Below are 16440 nucleotides of genomic sequence, written 5' to 3'. Positions count from 1 at the left end.
AAAGCTATTCGCCTTTACCTTTATGTTTTCCGCCCTCGGCTTTCAACTCTTATACTGTTAAGCTCAGTTGCGCCGCCGCGGCTTCATCTAAAAACACCTGCGCATATTGTAGCGTTTTAAATATGGAAGCCGGTATATCATTAGTGACACATCCCTGCAAAGCCTGTGCTATTATAGGTGCTTTTTTACTCCCGCTGGCTATCAGCACCGGTACGGAAGCTTCGGCCAGCTGCCTTAAACCAAGCGTAATGCCTTCGGTTAAAACAGTATCCGTAGTAAAATATTTTTGAGCAACCTCAATAGTAATGGGCGCCAGGGGCGAGTGGTGGGCATACGAATGAAAATCAGCACCGGGCTCATTAAGACCGATGTGACCATTTAGCCCCACGCCAACCACCATCATATCCAGACCACCAAGTTTATCAATATGTTTGTTCATAGCCTGGCATTCGGCATCCAGATCATCAGCAACGGCATTAAAAAACTTCTTTTTGTTAGCTGAAATATTAAGCGGCGTAAAAAAATGTTTTTCGAGGAAGTAGGTACAGCTGCCATCATTAGTACGGTCGAGGCCCACCCATTCATCCAGGCCAACAAAATTGGTTTGGCTAAAATTAACAAGGCCATGGTTTGCATATTGAACCAGGTAGCTAAGCAAACCGGTCGGCGAATCACCTGAAGGGAAACAAATTAGCGCATTTGGCTTTTGGTTAACCAGGGTAACTACCAGGTCGGCCACCGCCTTCGACATGGTATTATAATCAGGATATGTATGTAATTTCATTTGCTATTTATTATCGAGCCAAAGATTTACCGGTTTATCAACCTTTGCCGAAAAAGGCAGCTCAATTTTTTTGCCGGCACCTGCTGATGCGTAGGCCGCGTAAATGAGCTCAAGCACCGCCCTGCCGTCTTCGCCCGTTACCAATGGTGTTTTGTTGTTTTGTACACAGTCAATAAAATGTTTTAGCTCATGCGGATAGCCCTGGTTAAAAGCCTCTTCAAAAATGGTAAAACTCCAGCCTTGTGTAGTATCCGATTTTTCCATGGCGTAACTATAGCCATCGCGGCTGTATGTTACTGCTGCATTGCCCATAAACAAATCGGCATAAATAACGCCGCTAAGGCCATGAATTTCGCAACGGTCATCCATTCCACCATGTTTCGCCCAGCTGTTTTCTGCCACGGCAGTTACCCCGTTTTCAAACTCAACAATAATTACCGAATTGTCTTCGCCTTTGGTACGACCTTTATGCAGCACCGTGCTCATGCTGGCATACACACTTTTAGGCTTGGCATTATTCAGCATCCAACGAAACCAGCCTAACGCGTGGCAGCCCATATCCATGATCACCCCACCGCCCGAAAAATTGATATCATAAAACCAATCCGAATGCGGACCCGAATGCTTTTCGCCCTGCTTCAGCATATAGATCTCGCCGACGGCGCCCTCTTTTACCAAATGCCTTGCCCGCTCATATTTGGGTGCGAAGCAAAGCTCTTCGGCATACATCAGCTTTACGTTGTTGGCCTTGCATACGGCTATCATTTCATCGGCCTCCTCAAGCGTAACGGCAAGTGGTTTTTCAATAATAACATGCTTGCCGGCTTTGGCTGCTTTGATGGTGGCTTCGGCATGCAAATAATTAGGCAGGCAGATGTCCACTACCTCGCAGCCCGATTCGGCAAGCAGTTTATCAATATCATCAAACCATTGGGCTATGTGATATTTTTCGGCAAAGGCTTTGGCTTTTTCCGGGTTGCGGGCATAGCAGGCCACCACATCAGCTTCGGGAATAAAGCGATGATATGATTCCATGTGGATATCGGTAATAAAACCGGCGCCCAGTATGGCTACTTTAGTTTTGTTCATAAAACATATATATAATAAAGCGCCGATAATTGGAACAGCGCGCAGGGTTTATCTGGTTTAGAATACCGTTCAAGATTAATGAATAATATTTAGAAATTGAAAATTTTTGGAAGATGCTTGCTGGGAGCATGTAAGAGCTGTTGTTGTATCCAAGTCACATTGGCCCGCTCAATCGCCGTGGGTTGGCTTTGTTCTTTTTCTTGATAAAAAGAACCAAAAATCAAGTCAGCAGATAGGCTTCTTTGCGCGCAAGGCCTTTGCCCTGCAAACCGGGCAGAACCACGGGCTGCAATTATTTTGCCCTGCCTTCACAGGCTCCCGCTCCTGCAAAAACTTGCTATGCCCTTTCCTGCGCTCTTGGCCACCATTGTTCTGCCCGCTTTCGCCCGAAGCTTACCTGCTGACAGAAGCGGTTTCAAATATGTTACGGGAATTTAACCAGAGCCTTTATAAATACCATCTCCAAGTTTAGCAACAGTTTTATTCTCCTACCCCTCCATAATGTGTTTTTTAATAAACTCGATGGTTGATTCGGGCAGGGCATTGCCGCTGGCCTGGGTAAGGCTGCCGTCGGGCTGTAACTCGAGCTCGGCATTGATGTTGTTATCAATAAAAACATGCAGCTTATTTTGCTCTTTTTCAACACGGCAGGTAAGCTCACGTTCTGAGTAGTTGATCAGGAATTCGTACTTCCCATCTTTCGCGGCCGGTGTGGTATCTTTTTGATCGATCATGGCAGTTTGTTTATTGAGATAACATACCACGATTGATGATGTTTACTTTATTGAAAAATAAAACAGTTGTTTAAACATGCTTTAAAATGAGGCAGAAAAAAAGAGATAGCCCGCCGGCTGTCTCTTTTTTAAATTTAAGTTGACTGACCTCATTATTTATCATAAAGAACTAATTGGTTAGAACGATAATAACAATTAGTCAAATATAAGCACTATAGAATTAGTAGACTAATTTTTTTGATAAAAAATGTTACTTTTTTTTCATTTTGGGTCAGTTTTCCTTAACAGATGGCATTTTGTTAACAATACTGTCCTTTTTCTGCCCATTTCCAGGCAGTTTTGGTGCAAAATTTCTGATTATCGTATCCTTTTTAAATTTTATCGTATTATTCTTCCCAGTATCAACTTTTAGAGTACTATCCTGCATATTTTTTAATCCCGGCCCTTTCAGGCTATCAGTTTTGAGGTTTAGCCCCGGCTTAACAGTTCCGGGTTTAGCAGGGGCATTTTTTGCCGGCGATTTGGTCGATGCTGTTTTTTTACTGTGCTTTTTAATGATATCTTCTTTTGATGCTGGACGCTCTTTAGGCTTCCATAAAAAGCCTTTCAATATCTTATCGTCTTCCTTTACTTTATCAATGGGGATATACCTGTTTTCTGGCTTGGTTAAAAAGTAAATATCTGTAGCCTGGTTCTTTTTAAAAACAGTACGGATCCGGCTGCTTAATGACCGCTGCATGCCCGAAACCTTGCCGCTGTCGCGTTGAAAATATATGGTTTCGGCATTGCCAAACGTATACATCTGGTCAAGCTTATCATCCTTAAAATATCCCCGCATTTTTTTACCCGATACCTGGTTAAAATGCGTTGAGTCGTCCTTTTCAATATTTACGATAAATGCCGAGGGGAAAAGTTCAATATTATCCAGCTTTTTATGGCGCATTTGCATATATACGGTATCGCCGCTCAGTTGTGAGCCCTGTGTCCAGATAATTGGGTTCACATACATGCGCATGGTTGAGTCGCTGTTGCTGTAAAATACCGAATCAGATTTAGCCTGCAGATCAGATTTAAAGATCTTAACGTGGTGATGGCCGATAAGCATCCGCACGCGTGCTGTATCTTTCAAATTAACCGGGTATTGTTTAAAAACCGGGTCCCGTTGCATTTGTTCACGGTATATACTATCCTGCTTTGCTTTTTTAGCGGCAGCGAGTGCGTCCTTTTTCCGTTGTAATGAATCATTTACCGGTTTAGACTTTCCAAAAAAGTCGCGGTGAAAGTAACTGGTATCTTTGGGCACCTTGATATAATAGGCAGTCAAAAACTTCGATGATTTTTTATCCGCTGCCAGCTTGCGCTGCTTCAACGTAGTATCGCGTAAAGTACGCTGGCGCTCCTGGTAAATTTTTTGATTCTTATAGGTCATGATCTGCGTTTCGATCGTATCAGCAGTCATGTATATCGAATCGCGTTTGATGTGGCTGGTATCCTTTGGCGCCACAGTTGTTTGTACGGGGACAAGCTTTCCTGCTACTTTAGCAACCCCAGGCTTAATAGCATCGGCCACCCCGGCCAAGCTGCCTATGTTTTTTATATTCGCTTTATCTTTATTGTTTTTTAATGCTGGGGCCGCCGCCTTCAGTGCCGAATCGATCAGCTTTTCGTTCCCTTTTTTGGCCTGTGTTGCCGCTTTTATCAAAGCATCGGCATTAGCATCTTTATTATTTTTTAAAGCACCCTGTACCAGCGTAGTCGCCATGTCAACATTGGCACTATCCTTTTTACCTATGGCAAAAGGCTGTTTAACGGGAATAGTATTGGCCGGGGCCTTGCGGTTGCTATCAGGTTTTATAGCATTAGCAATTTTAGTAAGGTCAGTTACTTTTTTGGCCGCCGCTTTGGCATTCTTATTTGCAGCGGGTAATTGCTTAGCTGTGGTATCGGTTTTACTGGTGTCCTTTTGCTCGGAGATCAGTACCACATAAGCATTTTCGGTAACAACAGTTTTTTCTTCGGCCCTGTAATAAGTACCCAGGTCGCCTTTAATGGTTACTTTTTGTTCCTTGTCTTCGAAGGTGATGTTCTTTACCGCGCGGCCATATCCTTTTAGCTTATCGTAAAAAAGGCTGTCCCCTTTTAATGATTTGGTACCTTGCCTGTATGAGTTTTTTTTACCAAAATACGCCTGCTCGGTAACGGTGTTATACAAACCGTTCTCGGTATACAGGGTATCTTTATCCTTGGTGCCGTAAATGTTAGTTGGGCCGAAAAAATAGGCAATACGCGTACCTGTGTTATACTTAAGGGTATCGTTTTTTATCAAAGCATCGGGTGTGGTGAGCACCACATCGTACCTGAAATATGAGTCGCGGCTGAAGGCAAAATAGTAACCGTTTTTACTGGTAAGCACATTGTCCTTGTTCACCAGTTTTCCGCCGCCTGTATAAGTGCCTATGCGGCTGGCTGTATTATAGGTAAGATAGTTAGTGGTTAGCGTGGCATCACGGTCAACCATTTTAACGTTATCGGTGAGGATGGCTGTTTTGGTGTTGCCGTTATAGTTCAGTTTATCCGAAAATATATTCAGCGTATCGCCCTGGTTTATATTTACATTGCCAAAAGCGTCAAATGCGTTTTCGTTAGGGTAAAAGTAAGCGCTGTCTGATCGGAGGATGGAGTAATCCTGCTTAAACACACCTTTGTATACCTTAATCAGCTGTCTGCCACTGGCCGTTTTTCCGCCGGTGCTTCGTTCAGATTGTATCAGGTTTACAATTGATTTTTTTTGAGCTATAGCTGCAGTTGCCATCGCCAAAAACAAAAAGCATAAAACGTATTTCCTCACAATGGCAAAATTAGTTTTTTGTTGGGGTTATTAAATTAATAATTTTGATGAATGCTGCCAGTTAATCAGTTTGTTAATTTTATTGAGCAAAACAGCTTATTTATACCATCTACCAAAATACTGGCGGCTGTAAGCGGCGGCATCGATTCGGTTTTAATGGTACACCTGCTTAAAGCCGCGGGATATGATTTTGGCATCGCCCATTGTAACTTTCAGCTGCGTGGCGATGAAGCCCTGCGCGACCAGGCCTTTTGCCGCAACCTCACCACAAACCTTGGTGTATCTTTTCATACTGTTAATTTTGATACGGAGCAATACGCCGCAGACAACAAGGTATCCATACAAATGGCAGCCCGCGATTTGCGTTATCAATGGTTTGAAACCATCAGTCAGCAATCAGGTTATGAGGTTGTTGCGCTTGCTCACCACCAAAACGATACTATCGAAACAATATTGTTAAACCTTACACGCGGCACCGGAATTGCCGGTTTGCATGGGATTTTACCTAAAAACGGCAAGTTGGTGCGCCCGTTGCTATTCCTCAGCCGTACAGAAATACAGACCATTGTTACAACCGAAGGTTTAACTTTTGTGAAGGACAGCTCTAACGCATCAGCAAAATATGCCCGTAATAAGATCCGGCTTGAAGTAGTACCTAAGCTGAAGGAACTGAACCCCTCGCTGGAAAAAACATTTGAAAACAACCTGCTCCATTTCCGTGACCTGGAACTATTGCTTGAACTTAAGCTTGATGAATTAAGGCAAACGTTGCCGCAGATACATAATGACCTCACATACCTGCCCATTACCAAAGTAAAAAACCTAAACCCCAAACGGCTGCTTCTTTTTAAACTGCTGGATGAATACGGTTTTAATGAAACTACCATCGACGATCTCATTGCCTCACTTGATAAACATCCGGGCCGGGTATTTGAGTCCGGAACACATACCTTATTGCTCGACAGGGAAAATATCATTCTCAAACAAAAAACAGCGACCCACCTGTCCGAAGTTATTATCAATGCTACAGACCACGAGGCAAATTTTGGCGTTTATAAGCTTAACCTGTTGCATGATGATAGTCCGCTGATTATAAAAGATAATCCGTTGGCAGTATCCATTGATGCTGATAAGTTAGTTTATCCGTTAAAAATGCGTACCTGGCACGAGGGCGATCATTTTTTCCCTTTAGGGATGAAGGGCAAAAAAAAACTGAGCGACTTTTTCATTAACCAAAAAGTACCGCTGCACCAAAAGGACGAAATCCCTGTACTTGTAAATGGCAACGGTGAAATTATGTGGATTGGCGGCTACCGCCCCGACGAAAGGTATAAAGTAAGTGATAACACTAAAAAAGTTACTATCTTCGAACTGTTTAAACTAACATGAGCGATAAATCCGTTTTTACCGAAAAACAATACCTTGGCCGGGAATTTATACCGCTAACCATACGCCTGGTTTTAGCTATGTTCTGTTTTGCAGCCTACTTTTTCACCGACGAACGCGAACGCAACGGCGATTTGCTGGTTGTAGTGGGCTTTTCCATCATCATTATTTCCATTATCCTGGGATTCCTGCTGCATTTCCGTACCCGTGTAGAAAACAAAAGCGTTATGCTTGACGGTTTGTGGACAACCAAGCTGGTAAAAATAGATTTGAACAGTATTGTTAAAGCCGAAAAAGGTACCTATAGCCGTTATCTTTTTAACAATCCTGTTTATAACCTGCATACCAAAGGTACCATTCGTTTTTTTACTTCCGGCAACGAAGCTATTCATCTTACAGATCGTGACGGACTGCTTTATATCATCGGCTCCAAACACCCTAATGAGTTTTTGAGGGCTATACGGGAAGAGATGAAGAAGTAACCAGCCACCTAACACACTGATCATCAACCAGCTGATTCAGGTAAAATTACGCATTCACATTTACCATATTGAGTAAAACTACTCACGTTATTTAAAATACCATCGTTTATATTTGGACCGTATGCTACAGGCAGCCTTTTGAATAAAGCTTTTGCCTTATATGTTACAACGGCACCATTAGTTTCTATCAAATAGTTTAACCTTAAAGTAATTGGTATGAACCTCTTTAAAAGTGCATTGCTTTGGTATTTATGTATCATGAGCAACCTGGCCTTTGCACAAATAATCAGCCGCCCCAGGCCGCAATCTACTCCTCAGGTTATTATGCGCCGTATGCCCACCCGTTATGCGTTTTCAACAGAACAGCAAAGGAGGCTTGATTCATTATTAAGAGCTTATAAAATAAAAGCAAACGACCTAAGACGGATGTCGCCTGTTGTATCTGAACGCAGTTTAATGATATTACAGACTGAAACCCGGCAAAAAGCCAGTCAACTGCTCACTACCGATCAGAAACAAAATTTCCAGGCGTTATCGCAGGATACCCTGATGGTGGCTTTTGATAAAGCAGTTGCCCCTATTAAGTCTTTCCCTTTTCCTCCGCCTATAGGTTACACTTACGCGGTACTTGACGATGCGATTTTTAGCAGCTGCCAGTTATTAGGCGATGCAAGCAATATCATCTATAGGGCCATTACTTCATCAAATTGCAATTATGGTGACGTTGGGTACTACGCTATTCCTGATGGCTTTGTAGTAGTTACCAAAGTAGAAGAAATTAATGACGATGCTACTTCCGTTAGCGGCAGTGACCGTTTTTCTGAAGGGCGGTACCAAAGTATGAGCCTGTTAGATTTTTTTGCTCCCCGTAAAGGATATTTCAGGGTTTTCGCTTTTTTGGTAACGGATGTGCCATTTAATGCAACTAACACCCCTGTAACTGCAGGCAATGCACTGGAATGGATCCGTATGGCGGCCAATGTTTTACCTGATGCCATTAAAAAGAAACCTTTTAAGCCGGGATATAATTGCACCGTAATTGTTTATGAATTTAAATCCGAGGAAGCCAACACACATTTGTCACCTTTGTTATCACCCCGGTTCAATGCTCAAACCCATCTCCAAAAATCACATATAGCCGAAAGCTTACAACCCTAATTATGGCCTCGATCATTAAATATAAAGCCCAGAAAAAGCTAACAACAGTTTGGTTTTGTTCATCCGCATTGCTTTTGATTTACGTAATTTTATGGCAGATGACCGGTAAAGAGATCATTACAGATATTGCATCATGGTTATTACAGCATCTTGTCCCCTACCTCACTCTCATTACAACAGGTTTTATAGTGGCTTATAGTCAGGAAAACAAATACGACAATGCGCAAATAGATATTTTCTTTTACAGGCTATCATTGTTGGTAAGCATTTTTTATATAGGTTTCCTCCTGGTGGTTTTGGTTATGATCCCTAAAGATCAATTTCAGCACGGTCAGCAATATGCCAAAGATTCCTTTGAACAAACCAGCAAGATATTGCCCTATTTTGAGGCGATACTGGGCGGTGTACTTGGGGTATTTTTTACCAAGAAAAGTGATTGAAAATTTTTCTGCACATTTTCAATAATCATATTATCTACTTCCCATTATTAAGTTTTTCAACTCATCAATAAAACCGGGCTCTGTGGGTTGATAAAAGTTTGATGATATTATTTTTAAGTTATCCAAAATCACATATCGCGGAATAGATGATATATTTAACTGGCGCACAATAGCTGATTTAGTTGCCGCACCAAGGTGATAATTGTTTATTCCAAGATGTTTTTTTTTTTCGGCCAGGGATGCGGTTTTCCAGGATGCTTCTTTTTGATCGAGATTAATCGAAATTACCTCCACAGCATTTTTTCTCAATGCAGATCTTAAACTATCTATCACCGGCAACTGAGCCCTGCAGGGCGAACACCAGCTTGCCCAAAAATCCAATATGTAAAACTGTTTCTTCGATTTAAGCAGATGATTCAATGATACTTTTTTTCCGTTTAAACTAATTAACATATCGCTTGATATAATCTGCTTGCCATCCAGCATGTTTCTCATAATGCTATCGAGATGTATCAAATAGGCTGTATTAACCATCTTTCTCTTGTAGTCCTTTATTATTTCGCCAAATTCAGCCCCTTTTTTTACCGGCGAATGAGTTAAACAAATAATAAGATAGCTGGCTTTAAACCTGCCCAAATTAGCTGCCGATGCTTCTTTATATATAGTAATGCCATTAACATAGTCCTCACCTTTGTTAATGATTTTGAGCCTGACGTAGCCGTCAATCACACTCAATAAATCTTCGGCCAAAAATAGGTGTGGGCTATTTAAAACATGCTCGATATCCTCACTCAACTTTGAAAGTACAGGTAAAGCAGGCTCAAAGTATTGGCCATTACCCTCATAAAGCCAATTAAACAACCGTTTGTAATAATGAAGTTTACAGTTGATTGTCAGTTGCTCAAATGCTGATGAATCTATTTGAAAATTAGCCAAAAGGCCATTGATCCTATCCGTTTCTTCTCGAAATTTTCTATTAAATTCTGTATAAAAAGATTTCCAAAGTTCATTCTTGGAGGATACTGCTTTGCCGCCGGGCGCAGTAGTATAGTTGGTATAATATGAAATAGAATCGTTGGATAATACAATTCCTTTTTTTAATCTTTCTGTATTCAGAAATCCCTGGCTTGTTAATGATAAATTCAATGTATCTCCAGGCGATGCAAGTACTGAAAACTTTCTTTCTTTCGTGCTTTTATCTTTTCCAAACTCAAAAAAAGTCATTGTTAAGGCAACAGGAATATCTGTTGTTACATTACGTATAATTACAGTATCCTTTTCCCCGGGATTGATAAATTTGAGTTGCTTTGCTTCCAAAAAAGCGTTCATATACTCGAGCCTGAACTGCTCATGGGCTTTAAGCCGGAATACAATCGTTGCTTTAGAGCCGTTTTCCGTTGCTTGACTATGAATTGATTTGTGCTGATCAGGCCGAAACGCGGCAAAGAGCTGAACACATATTACAGATAGTAATATCTGGTAAAAAATTGATTTAAGGCTCATAGATAAGGTTTATATCGGATTATAACTCAAATATAAACAGATTATTATATCGCTTATAGCCCGTTAAAGATATATCATGTGTAAATATTCACTACACACTCTCCATCACCCGCATCAATTCCTCAATAAATAAAATAGCCGCGCGTTTGCGGTAAACACCTTTTTGCCATAGTATGTATGATTGCCGTTTGATATCTTTTGATTCGATGGGTATGGCGATAACTTTATTCCAGCCTATTATTGCTTTTTCATTCAGGATAGTTGCCCAATGGCCGTTCTCAACCAGGGCTAGTAATGAATGCACATCATTGAGCTCGATTTTAATATTGGGCACTATCTTTTTACGGTTAAACAAATCATTAATAAAATCGCGCGAGCTGAAGCCTTTGCCCGGTAAAATGAGGTCAAGCTTAGCCAATTCTTCCAGACTTACTTTTTTGAGTTGCGCCAGCGGATTATTTTTTGAAACCACCATTACCACGCTCGAGCTAAACAATTCCTGCATTTCCAGGTCTTCGTCATCACTTTCATTGTGGAAAGCGAGGATCATATCCAGCTCGGCAAGGCGCAGTTTCTTTTCCAATTCTTCGGGGCTGCCATAAGTGATAAAGATCTTGATACCGGGATATTTAGTACTGAAGGGTGCCAATGCAGGTAACAGCAAAGAAGTAAAAGCGTACGAAACGCCAAGGTTAAGCTCGCCGATGGTAGCATTTTGCAATTCACTGATGGCCTGCTTGCTCCGCTGCACATCGTTAAGAATCTTGCGGGCATGAGTTAAAAATATATGACCAGCCTCAGTGATCCGTACATGCTTGCCTATCCTGTCGAACAAAAGCATGCCCAGCTCCTCTTCAAGCTGCTTGATTTGCTGCGATAGCGTGCTTTGTGTAATAAACACAGCGGCTGCAGCCTCGGTAAAATTCACGGTTTCGGCAGCTTTAACAAAGTACTGCAATTGACGCAATTCCATAATCAATCGTTTTTATCTATCAATTCTATTAAAACAATCTATTTTACAAATGTATTGATATGCGCGATATTTGCAGCATAAAACAATTCAATAGTCTTGTATTAAGTACTCCCCTGAAATTGCTTTTGTTATGAATTGAACAAATGAATGTGTTTCGCTCTTTAAAGTACCGTAATTTTAAGCTGTTTTTTTACGGTCAGTCAATATCCCTCATTGGCACGTGGATGCAAAAAACAGCCGTAAGCTGGCTGGTTTACCGCCTTACAGGTTCAGCACTTTTATTAGGTATAGTAAGCTTTGTAAGCCTGATCCCATCATTAATATTGGCCCCATACGCGGGCAGTATTGTCGACAGGCATAACCGTTACCGTATTTTGGTTATTACCCAGGTGGTATCCATGCTGCAGGCGGGCGCTTTTGCTTTTATGATCTTTTTCAAGATCTATAACATCCCGGCTATTATCGGTCTTAGCCTGTTGCAGGGTATTGTCAATGCCTTTGATGTTACCTGTCGCCAATCATTAATGGTGGATATGGTTGATGACAAGGCCGATCTGCCAAATGCCATCGCTTTAAACTCAACCATGACCAACCTGGCGCGTATTGCAGGCCCGGCCATTGCAGGCATCGTACTAAGTGCTTTTGGTGAGGATGTTTGTTTCTTTGGCAACTTTTTGAGCTATATCCCTGTGCTCACCTGTTTATTTATGATGAAGCTAAACACCATAGTGCCTGTCCGTTCAGAAAAAAGCATCTGGACAGAATTACAGGAAGGTTTCAGATATGTATCCGGTGACAGCGACCTGAGCAGCATGATCCTGATGCTTACTGCAAGCAGCCTGTTTGTGATACCATTTAATACACTGATGCCCATCTTCGCCAAAGATCTTTTTAATGGCGATGCAAAAACCTTCAGTTGGTTTGAGAGCGCAGCTGGTTTAGGCTCAGTAATTAGTGCTGTATATCTGGCTAACCTGAAGAGTAATAAAAACCTGGTAAAGATCATGTCGATAGCAAGTCTTATTTTTGGTACAAGCGTGCTGATGGTGGCCTACGCAGGCAAACTCCCTTTTGCTTTAATATTTATGGTATTTACCGGGGTTGGTATGATGGCGCAAACATCGGCCATCAACACCTATATCCAAACCCATGCTATCCCGGCTATGCGGGCAAGGGCTATCAGCTATTATGTGATGGCTTACCAGGGCATGATCCCGGTAGGAAGTTTGATGGCCGGTTGGTTAGCCAATGAACTTGGGCCACGCAGGGCTGTTTGTATCGAGGGAATTATTGGGGTATTGGCTACTGCATTGTTTGTATTGTATAAAAGAAGACAGGCATCCGGTGAAGCCGTTGAAGGAAAAGCCGTGCTGGCTGATTAAAATATGTTAATGCTTAGGGATTGAATGAAACAAAGCATTAATATCGATCAATAAATGACAAATGATCAAAACTTTAATATTGCGGTACTTATAATAGTGGTACCCAAAAATCAGCCCAATAACAAATGGCACAAGCATATTAATAAGGGTGCCATACCCAGCGTGGACTAAGGCAAAACAAAGTGCCGATATAAGAACTGGGAAATGCCAGTGATCAAAAAGAAGTTGTAACCGGCTTTGAATATAACCCCTAAAAATTAATTCTTCCAAAACACCGGCAGTGATCAGGGCGAAAATCTTCAACGGTACTGCCATCTGCAAAAACTGAGCTGCTAAAGCACTGGTTTTAAACCCCACCGCTTTTAAAGGAAGCCACAGCAAAACAGTTGCAGCTACAATGACTACCACTATAACGATGACAGATATTATATAAAACCTAAACGGATATCTTTCTTCTTTCCACAACAAAAAAGGCCGTTTTTCAACCTCACGGGCGTACAGATAAACAACACCACAATAAACCCAAAACGTTATTCTGGTTATCAACATCCTTTCGGCTATTGGTAAGCCGCGCAACAGTATTGAACTTAACGACCAGCATACATGGAGTGATATAACAACTAAAAGACTGTTAATTATTACCTTCCGTTCATCGTTTTCCAGTTGTTGTATCATTTAGCGATTTAAGGTTTAGTGTTTCAATGTACCAAAAGATTATGAATTAGCAATGGTTTGGGCAGAGCTTATTTCAGACGTAACTCAATTTTCTTTTCAACCCTTGCAAGCGTAATCCAATCTAAAAAATTCTCAGATGGAACACATCCTTTTAAATCCAATCCCCGCGTATATCTGCTGAGTGCTTTCGGGCCTAAACTTATTGTCATCTCGTATTCTCCCTGCCCGTCTTCCCCAATCCATGCTTTGGTTACGATTTTACGGGTATCGTTAACGCTTTTAGCCGTTAGCTGCTTTTCATTTGCCGGCATTGACACTCCATCGCACCAAAAACGTCTTAATTCATCATCTTCAAAATTTTTGAATGTCTTTGACAGATGGTATTCAAGGTAGATACAAAAATCTTCACTAAATGAATGGTGAGGGTTATCTCCTGTCATAAAATGGCGGGCGGCGGATAAAATAATCTGTTACAAAAAAAGCCCTCTCAAAACTGAAAGGGCTTGTAATATCTTACATCTTCAAACCAATCTCTCTCAAGCGCTCATCCAAATACTCACCAGCAGTGATATCAGTATACAGCTTAGGATGCTGCTCATCAATACATGAATCAAGACTGGTCAAATCCATACCTGATTTTGGGTGCAGGAAAAACGGTACCGAGAAACGTGAAAACTTCATCAACTCACGCGGCGGGTTCACCACACGGTGAGTGGTTGATTTCAGTTTATTGTTAGTTAAGCGCTGCAGCATGTCGCCAACGTTAACTACCAGGTCTTCGCCGTAAGCTTTAACCGGGAACCAGGTATTATCGCGGGTTAACAGTTCAAGACCATCGGCGCTGGCTCCTATTAACAGGGTGATCAGGTTAATATCTTCGTGGGCTCCGGCACGTACAGCATCATCAGGCACCGATTCAGGATCGGTTATCGGAAAATAATGCAGGGTACGAAGTATGGAATTACCGTTATGGACTTTATCATCAAAATAGTTTTCGGGCAATTCGAGGTAAACGGCAATTGCGCGGAGCAGATGTTTACCGGCTGTCTCAAGCTTTTTGTAAACTTCGATGGTGGTTGGGTTAAATTCAGGCAGCTCGTTAACGGTTACATTATCCGGGTACTGTGCTTTCAGCGTCTCATCGTCAGTTACGGTTTGACCAATCTGCCAAAACTCTTTCAGGTCGGGGGTTTTAAAGCCCTTTGCTGTTTCCTTGCCCTTTCCGGTGTACCCACGCTGGCCAGCCAAACCGGGAATTTCATATTGCTGTTTTATTGCATCGGGCAGGGCAAACAGCGTTTTAACCTGATCGTAAAGCCTATCTATCAATTCTTTACTGAGGCCGTGATTAGAGATGGTAACAAAGCCGGTTTGGTTAAAAGCCTTGCCGATATCGTTCGAAAATTGCTTGCGTTCTTCGGCACTGCCGTTTATATAGGTATTCAGGTCCAGGCGTGGAATGTTTACTGTGCTCATAGTTATAGTTTATAAAACAGGTAGCAAAATTATTTAATTTTTAAGCGAGGAACACAAGATAGTGATAAAATTTTATCCCCATAATTACGCTGAGCCTGTTCGCATTAACTCTTCAAAACAATTTTTGCTTTAAACGTTTTATACTTCTGCTTGTCATACATTCAGCAACACCACGTGACAGGCCATCTTAAACATACGTTATTATGAAATTTATTAATAAAATATGCGGTATCAGCTTAATAGCATTTTTAATAATGCTTGCCGCACCAAACATGAGCAAAGCCCAGGAAGGAGGCTATGTATCCGACCAGGAGTTTTACGACGAACTTGACCCATACGGTACCTGGGTTAACGACCCGCAATACGGCAACGTTTGGATCCCGGACGCCGGTGACGATTTCAGACCATATGCTACGCGGGGCCACTGGGTTGTAACCGACTATGGCAATACCTGGGTATCCGATTATGAATGGGGCTGGGCCCCGTTTCATTATGGCCGCTGGCGTTATGATGATTATTACGGCTGGGAATGGATTCCGGGCCACGAATGGGCACCGGCATGGGTTAGCTGGAGGCATGGCGGCGGTTATTACGGCTGGGCGCCTTTACAACCGGGCATCAGTATCAGCATATCATTGGGCAACAGTTACCGTGTGCCGGATTATTACTGGGTTTGTGCGCCACAGGCTTATATTACCAGGCCAAACATTTACAACTATTATGTACCGCCAACACGTGTGGTGAACATTATTCATCAAACAACCATTATTAACAACACTTATGTTAATAACAACCGCACTTATATAGCCGGCCCACGAATTAACGAGATCAGGCAGGTTACCAACAACCGTAACGTTCGTGTTTACAACATTAATAATGTTAACCGGCCAAACGGCGGCGGTAGAATAGTTAATAATACAGTAAACATTTATCGTCCTGAGGTAAGGAAAGCACCCGATGCACGCCCGGCAAGAGTTGTGAACGCGGCAGCTTACAGGCAGCAAAACCCTAATGATGGCATAGCCAACAGGCGAGCCGGTAACGCTGGCATCAACCGGAACAACGCTGCCCGCTTAAAGGAAGTGGCCCGAAATACACAACCAGACAACAAGGTAGTACAGGTGAATCATGAAAGGCCCGCTACCCGGCCAAATCCCGGTGCTAATGCTCGCCCTAATCAACCCAATGCAAGGCCGGTAGGCGACAACCAGCAGGCACAGCGTCAGCAACAAGCACAACAACGCCAGCAACAACAGCAGGAACAGCGTCAACAGCAACTGCAGCAACGGCCTCAAAACCAACAGGAACAGCAAGTGCAAAGGCAGCAACAACAAGCTCAGCGCCAACAGCAACAGGAACAACAACGTGAGCAGCAACGGCCTCAAAACCAACAGGAACAGCAACGTCAGCAACAGCAAGCTCAGCGCCAACAACAGCAGGAACAGCAACGTCAGCAGCAACAAGCTCAGCGCCAACAACAGATGGAACAGCAACGTCAGCAGCAACAAGC

Annotated in this window: 16 protein-coding genes; 7 read left to right on the top strand and 9 right to left on the bottom strand. The window is 42.4% G+C overall.

What is annotated here, in order from left to right; genetic code table 11:
* Positions 1-49 precede the first annotated feature (49 nt).
* Positions 50-784, bottom strand: coding sequence for a glucosamine-6-phosphate deaminase (locus tag ABIC84_RS25265; RefSeq protein ID WP_426582794.1), 735 nt, complete (start codon positions 782-784; stop codon positions 50-52).
* 3 nt (positions 785-787) lie between these two features.
* Positions 788-1873: a Gfo/Idh/MocA family protein gene (locus tag ABIC84_RS25260; RefSeq protein WP_426582796.1), complete on the bottom strand. Its 1086-nt coding sequence runs from the start codon at positions 1871-1873 to the stop codon at positions 788-790.
* Positions 1874-1979: 106 nt separating this feature from the next.
* On the opposite strand from ABIC84_RS25260, the gene ABIC84_RS25255 reads away from it, so the two are divergent.
* Positions 1980-2345, top strand: coding sequence for a hypothetical protein (locus ABIC84_RS25255; protein ID WP_429265378.1), 366 nt, complete (start codon positions 1980-1982; stop codon positions 2343-2345).
* Between the two features lie 16 nt (positions 2346-2361).
* Here ABIC84_RS25255 and ABIC84_RS25250 read toward each other — a convergent pair whose 3' ends face one another.
* A complete protein-coding gene (locus ABIC84_RS25250; protein ID WP_091216455.1) occupies positions 2362-2607 on the bottom strand; it encodes a hypothetical protein in 246 nt (81 codons plus the stop codon).
* A 271-nt stretch (positions 2608-2878) separates the two neighbouring features.
* Positions 2879-5419 carry an OstA-like protein gene (locus ABIC84_RS25245; protein ID WP_429265377.1) on the bottom strand — a complete coding sequence of 847 codons (2541 nt, stop codon included), beginning with the start codon at positions 5417-5419 and terminating at the stop codon, positions 2879-2881.
* 87 nt (positions 5420-5506) lie between these two features.
* On the opposite strand from ABIC84_RS25245, the gene tilS reads away from it, so the two are divergent.
* The 4 genes from tilS to ABIC84_RS25225 all read left to right on the top strand — a co-directional run bounded on the left by tilS (position 5507) and on the right by ABIC84_RS25225 (position 8921).
* On the top strand, positions 5507-6844 hold the full coding sequence (tilS, locus tag ABIC84_RS25240) for a tRNA lysidine(34) synthetase TilS (RefSeq protein ID WP_429265376.1): 1338 nt from the start codon (positions 5507-5509) through the stop codon (positions 6842-6844).
* Positions 6841-7323, top strand: coding sequence for a hypothetical protein (locus ABIC84_RS25235; protein ID WP_426582804.1), 483 nt, complete (start codon positions 6841-6843; stop codon positions 7321-7323). Before tilS ends, ABIC84_RS25235 begins: the two co-directional genes overlap by 4 nt.
* A gap of 216 nt (positions 7324-7539) precedes the next feature.
* Positions 7540-8481 carry a hypothetical protein gene (locus tag ABIC84_RS25230; RefSeq protein WP_176626671.1) on the top strand — a complete coding sequence of 314 codons (942 nt, stop codon included), beginning with the start codon at positions 7540-7542 and terminating at the stop codon, positions 8479-8481.
* Between the two features lie 2 nt (positions 8482-8483).
* On the top strand, positions 8484-8921 hold the full coding sequence (locus tag ABIC84_RS25225) for a hypothetical protein (RefSeq protein WP_429265375.1): 438 nt from the start codon (positions 8484-8486) through the stop codon (positions 8919-8921).
* A 30-nt stretch (positions 8922-8951) separates the two neighbouring features.
* Here ABIC84_RS25225 and ABIC84_RS25220 read toward each other — a convergent pair whose 3' ends face one another.
* Both ABIC84_RS25220 and ABIC84_RS25215 read right to left on the bottom strand, forming a co-directional pair.
* Positions 8952-10424: a TlpA family protein disulfide reductase gene (locus tag ABIC84_RS25220; RefSeq protein ID WP_429265374.1), complete on the bottom strand. Its 1473-nt coding sequence runs from the start codon at positions 10422-10424 to the stop codon at positions 8952-8954.
* A gap of 91 nt (positions 10425-10515) precedes the next feature.
* Positions 10516-11397 (bottom strand): LysR substrate-binding domain-containing protein, encoded by an 882-nt coding sequence (locus ABIC84_RS25215; protein ID WP_426582810.1) that lies wholly within the window; start codon positions 11395-11397, stop codon positions 10516-10518.
* 143 nt (positions 11398-11540) lie between these two features.
* Here ABIC84_RS25215 and ABIC84_RS25210 point away from each other — a divergent pair, with 143 nt between their 5' ends.
* Positions 11541-12779, top strand: coding sequence for an MFS transporter (locus ABIC84_RS25210; protein ID WP_429265373.1), 1239 nt, complete (start codon positions 11541-11543; stop codon positions 12777-12779).
* Between the two features lie 6 nt (positions 12780-12785).
* Here the strand turns inward: ABIC84_RS25210 and ABIC84_RS25205 are convergent, their stop codons facing one another.
* The 3 genes from ABIC84_RS25205 to ABIC84_RS25195 all read right to left on the bottom strand — a co-directional run bounded on the left by ABIC84_RS25205 (position 12786) and on the right by ABIC84_RS25195 (position 14930).
* Positions 12786-13454: a CPBP family intramembrane glutamic endopeptidase gene (locus ABIC84_RS25205; protein ID WP_426582814.1), complete on the bottom strand. Its 669-nt coding sequence runs from the start codon at positions 13452-13454 to the stop codon at positions 12786-12788.
* 68 nt (positions 13455-13522) lie between these two features.
* Positions 13523-13894 carry a hypothetical protein gene (locus ABIC84_RS25200; protein WP_426582816.1) on the bottom strand — a complete coding sequence of 124 codons (372 nt, stop codon included), beginning with the start codon at positions 13892-13894 and terminating at the stop codon, positions 13523-13525.
* 73 nt (positions 13895-13967) lie between these two features.
* Positions 13968-14930, bottom strand: a complete 963-nt coding sequence (locus ABIC84_RS25195) for an isopenicillin N synthase family dioxygenase (protein ID WP_429265372.1) — start codon at positions 14928-14930, stop codon at positions 13968-13970.
* Between the two features lie 203 nt (positions 14931-15133).
* On the opposite strand from ABIC84_RS25195, the gene ABIC84_RS25190 reads away from it, so the two are divergent.
* On the top strand, positions 15134-16440 hold a 1307-nt coding region (locus tag ABIC84_RS25190; protein WP_429265371.1), incomplete at its 3' end, for a DUF6600 domain-containing protein.

The sequence above is a fragment of the Mucilaginibacter sp. 3215 genome, assembly GCF_050433785.1.
Lineage (GTDB): Bacteria > Bacteroidota > Bacteroidia > Sphingobacteriales > Sphingobacteriaceae > Mucilaginibacter.
The sequence above is the reverse complement of the archived record's forward strand: the minus strand, read 5'-3'. Positions and strand labels throughout refer to the sequence as shown.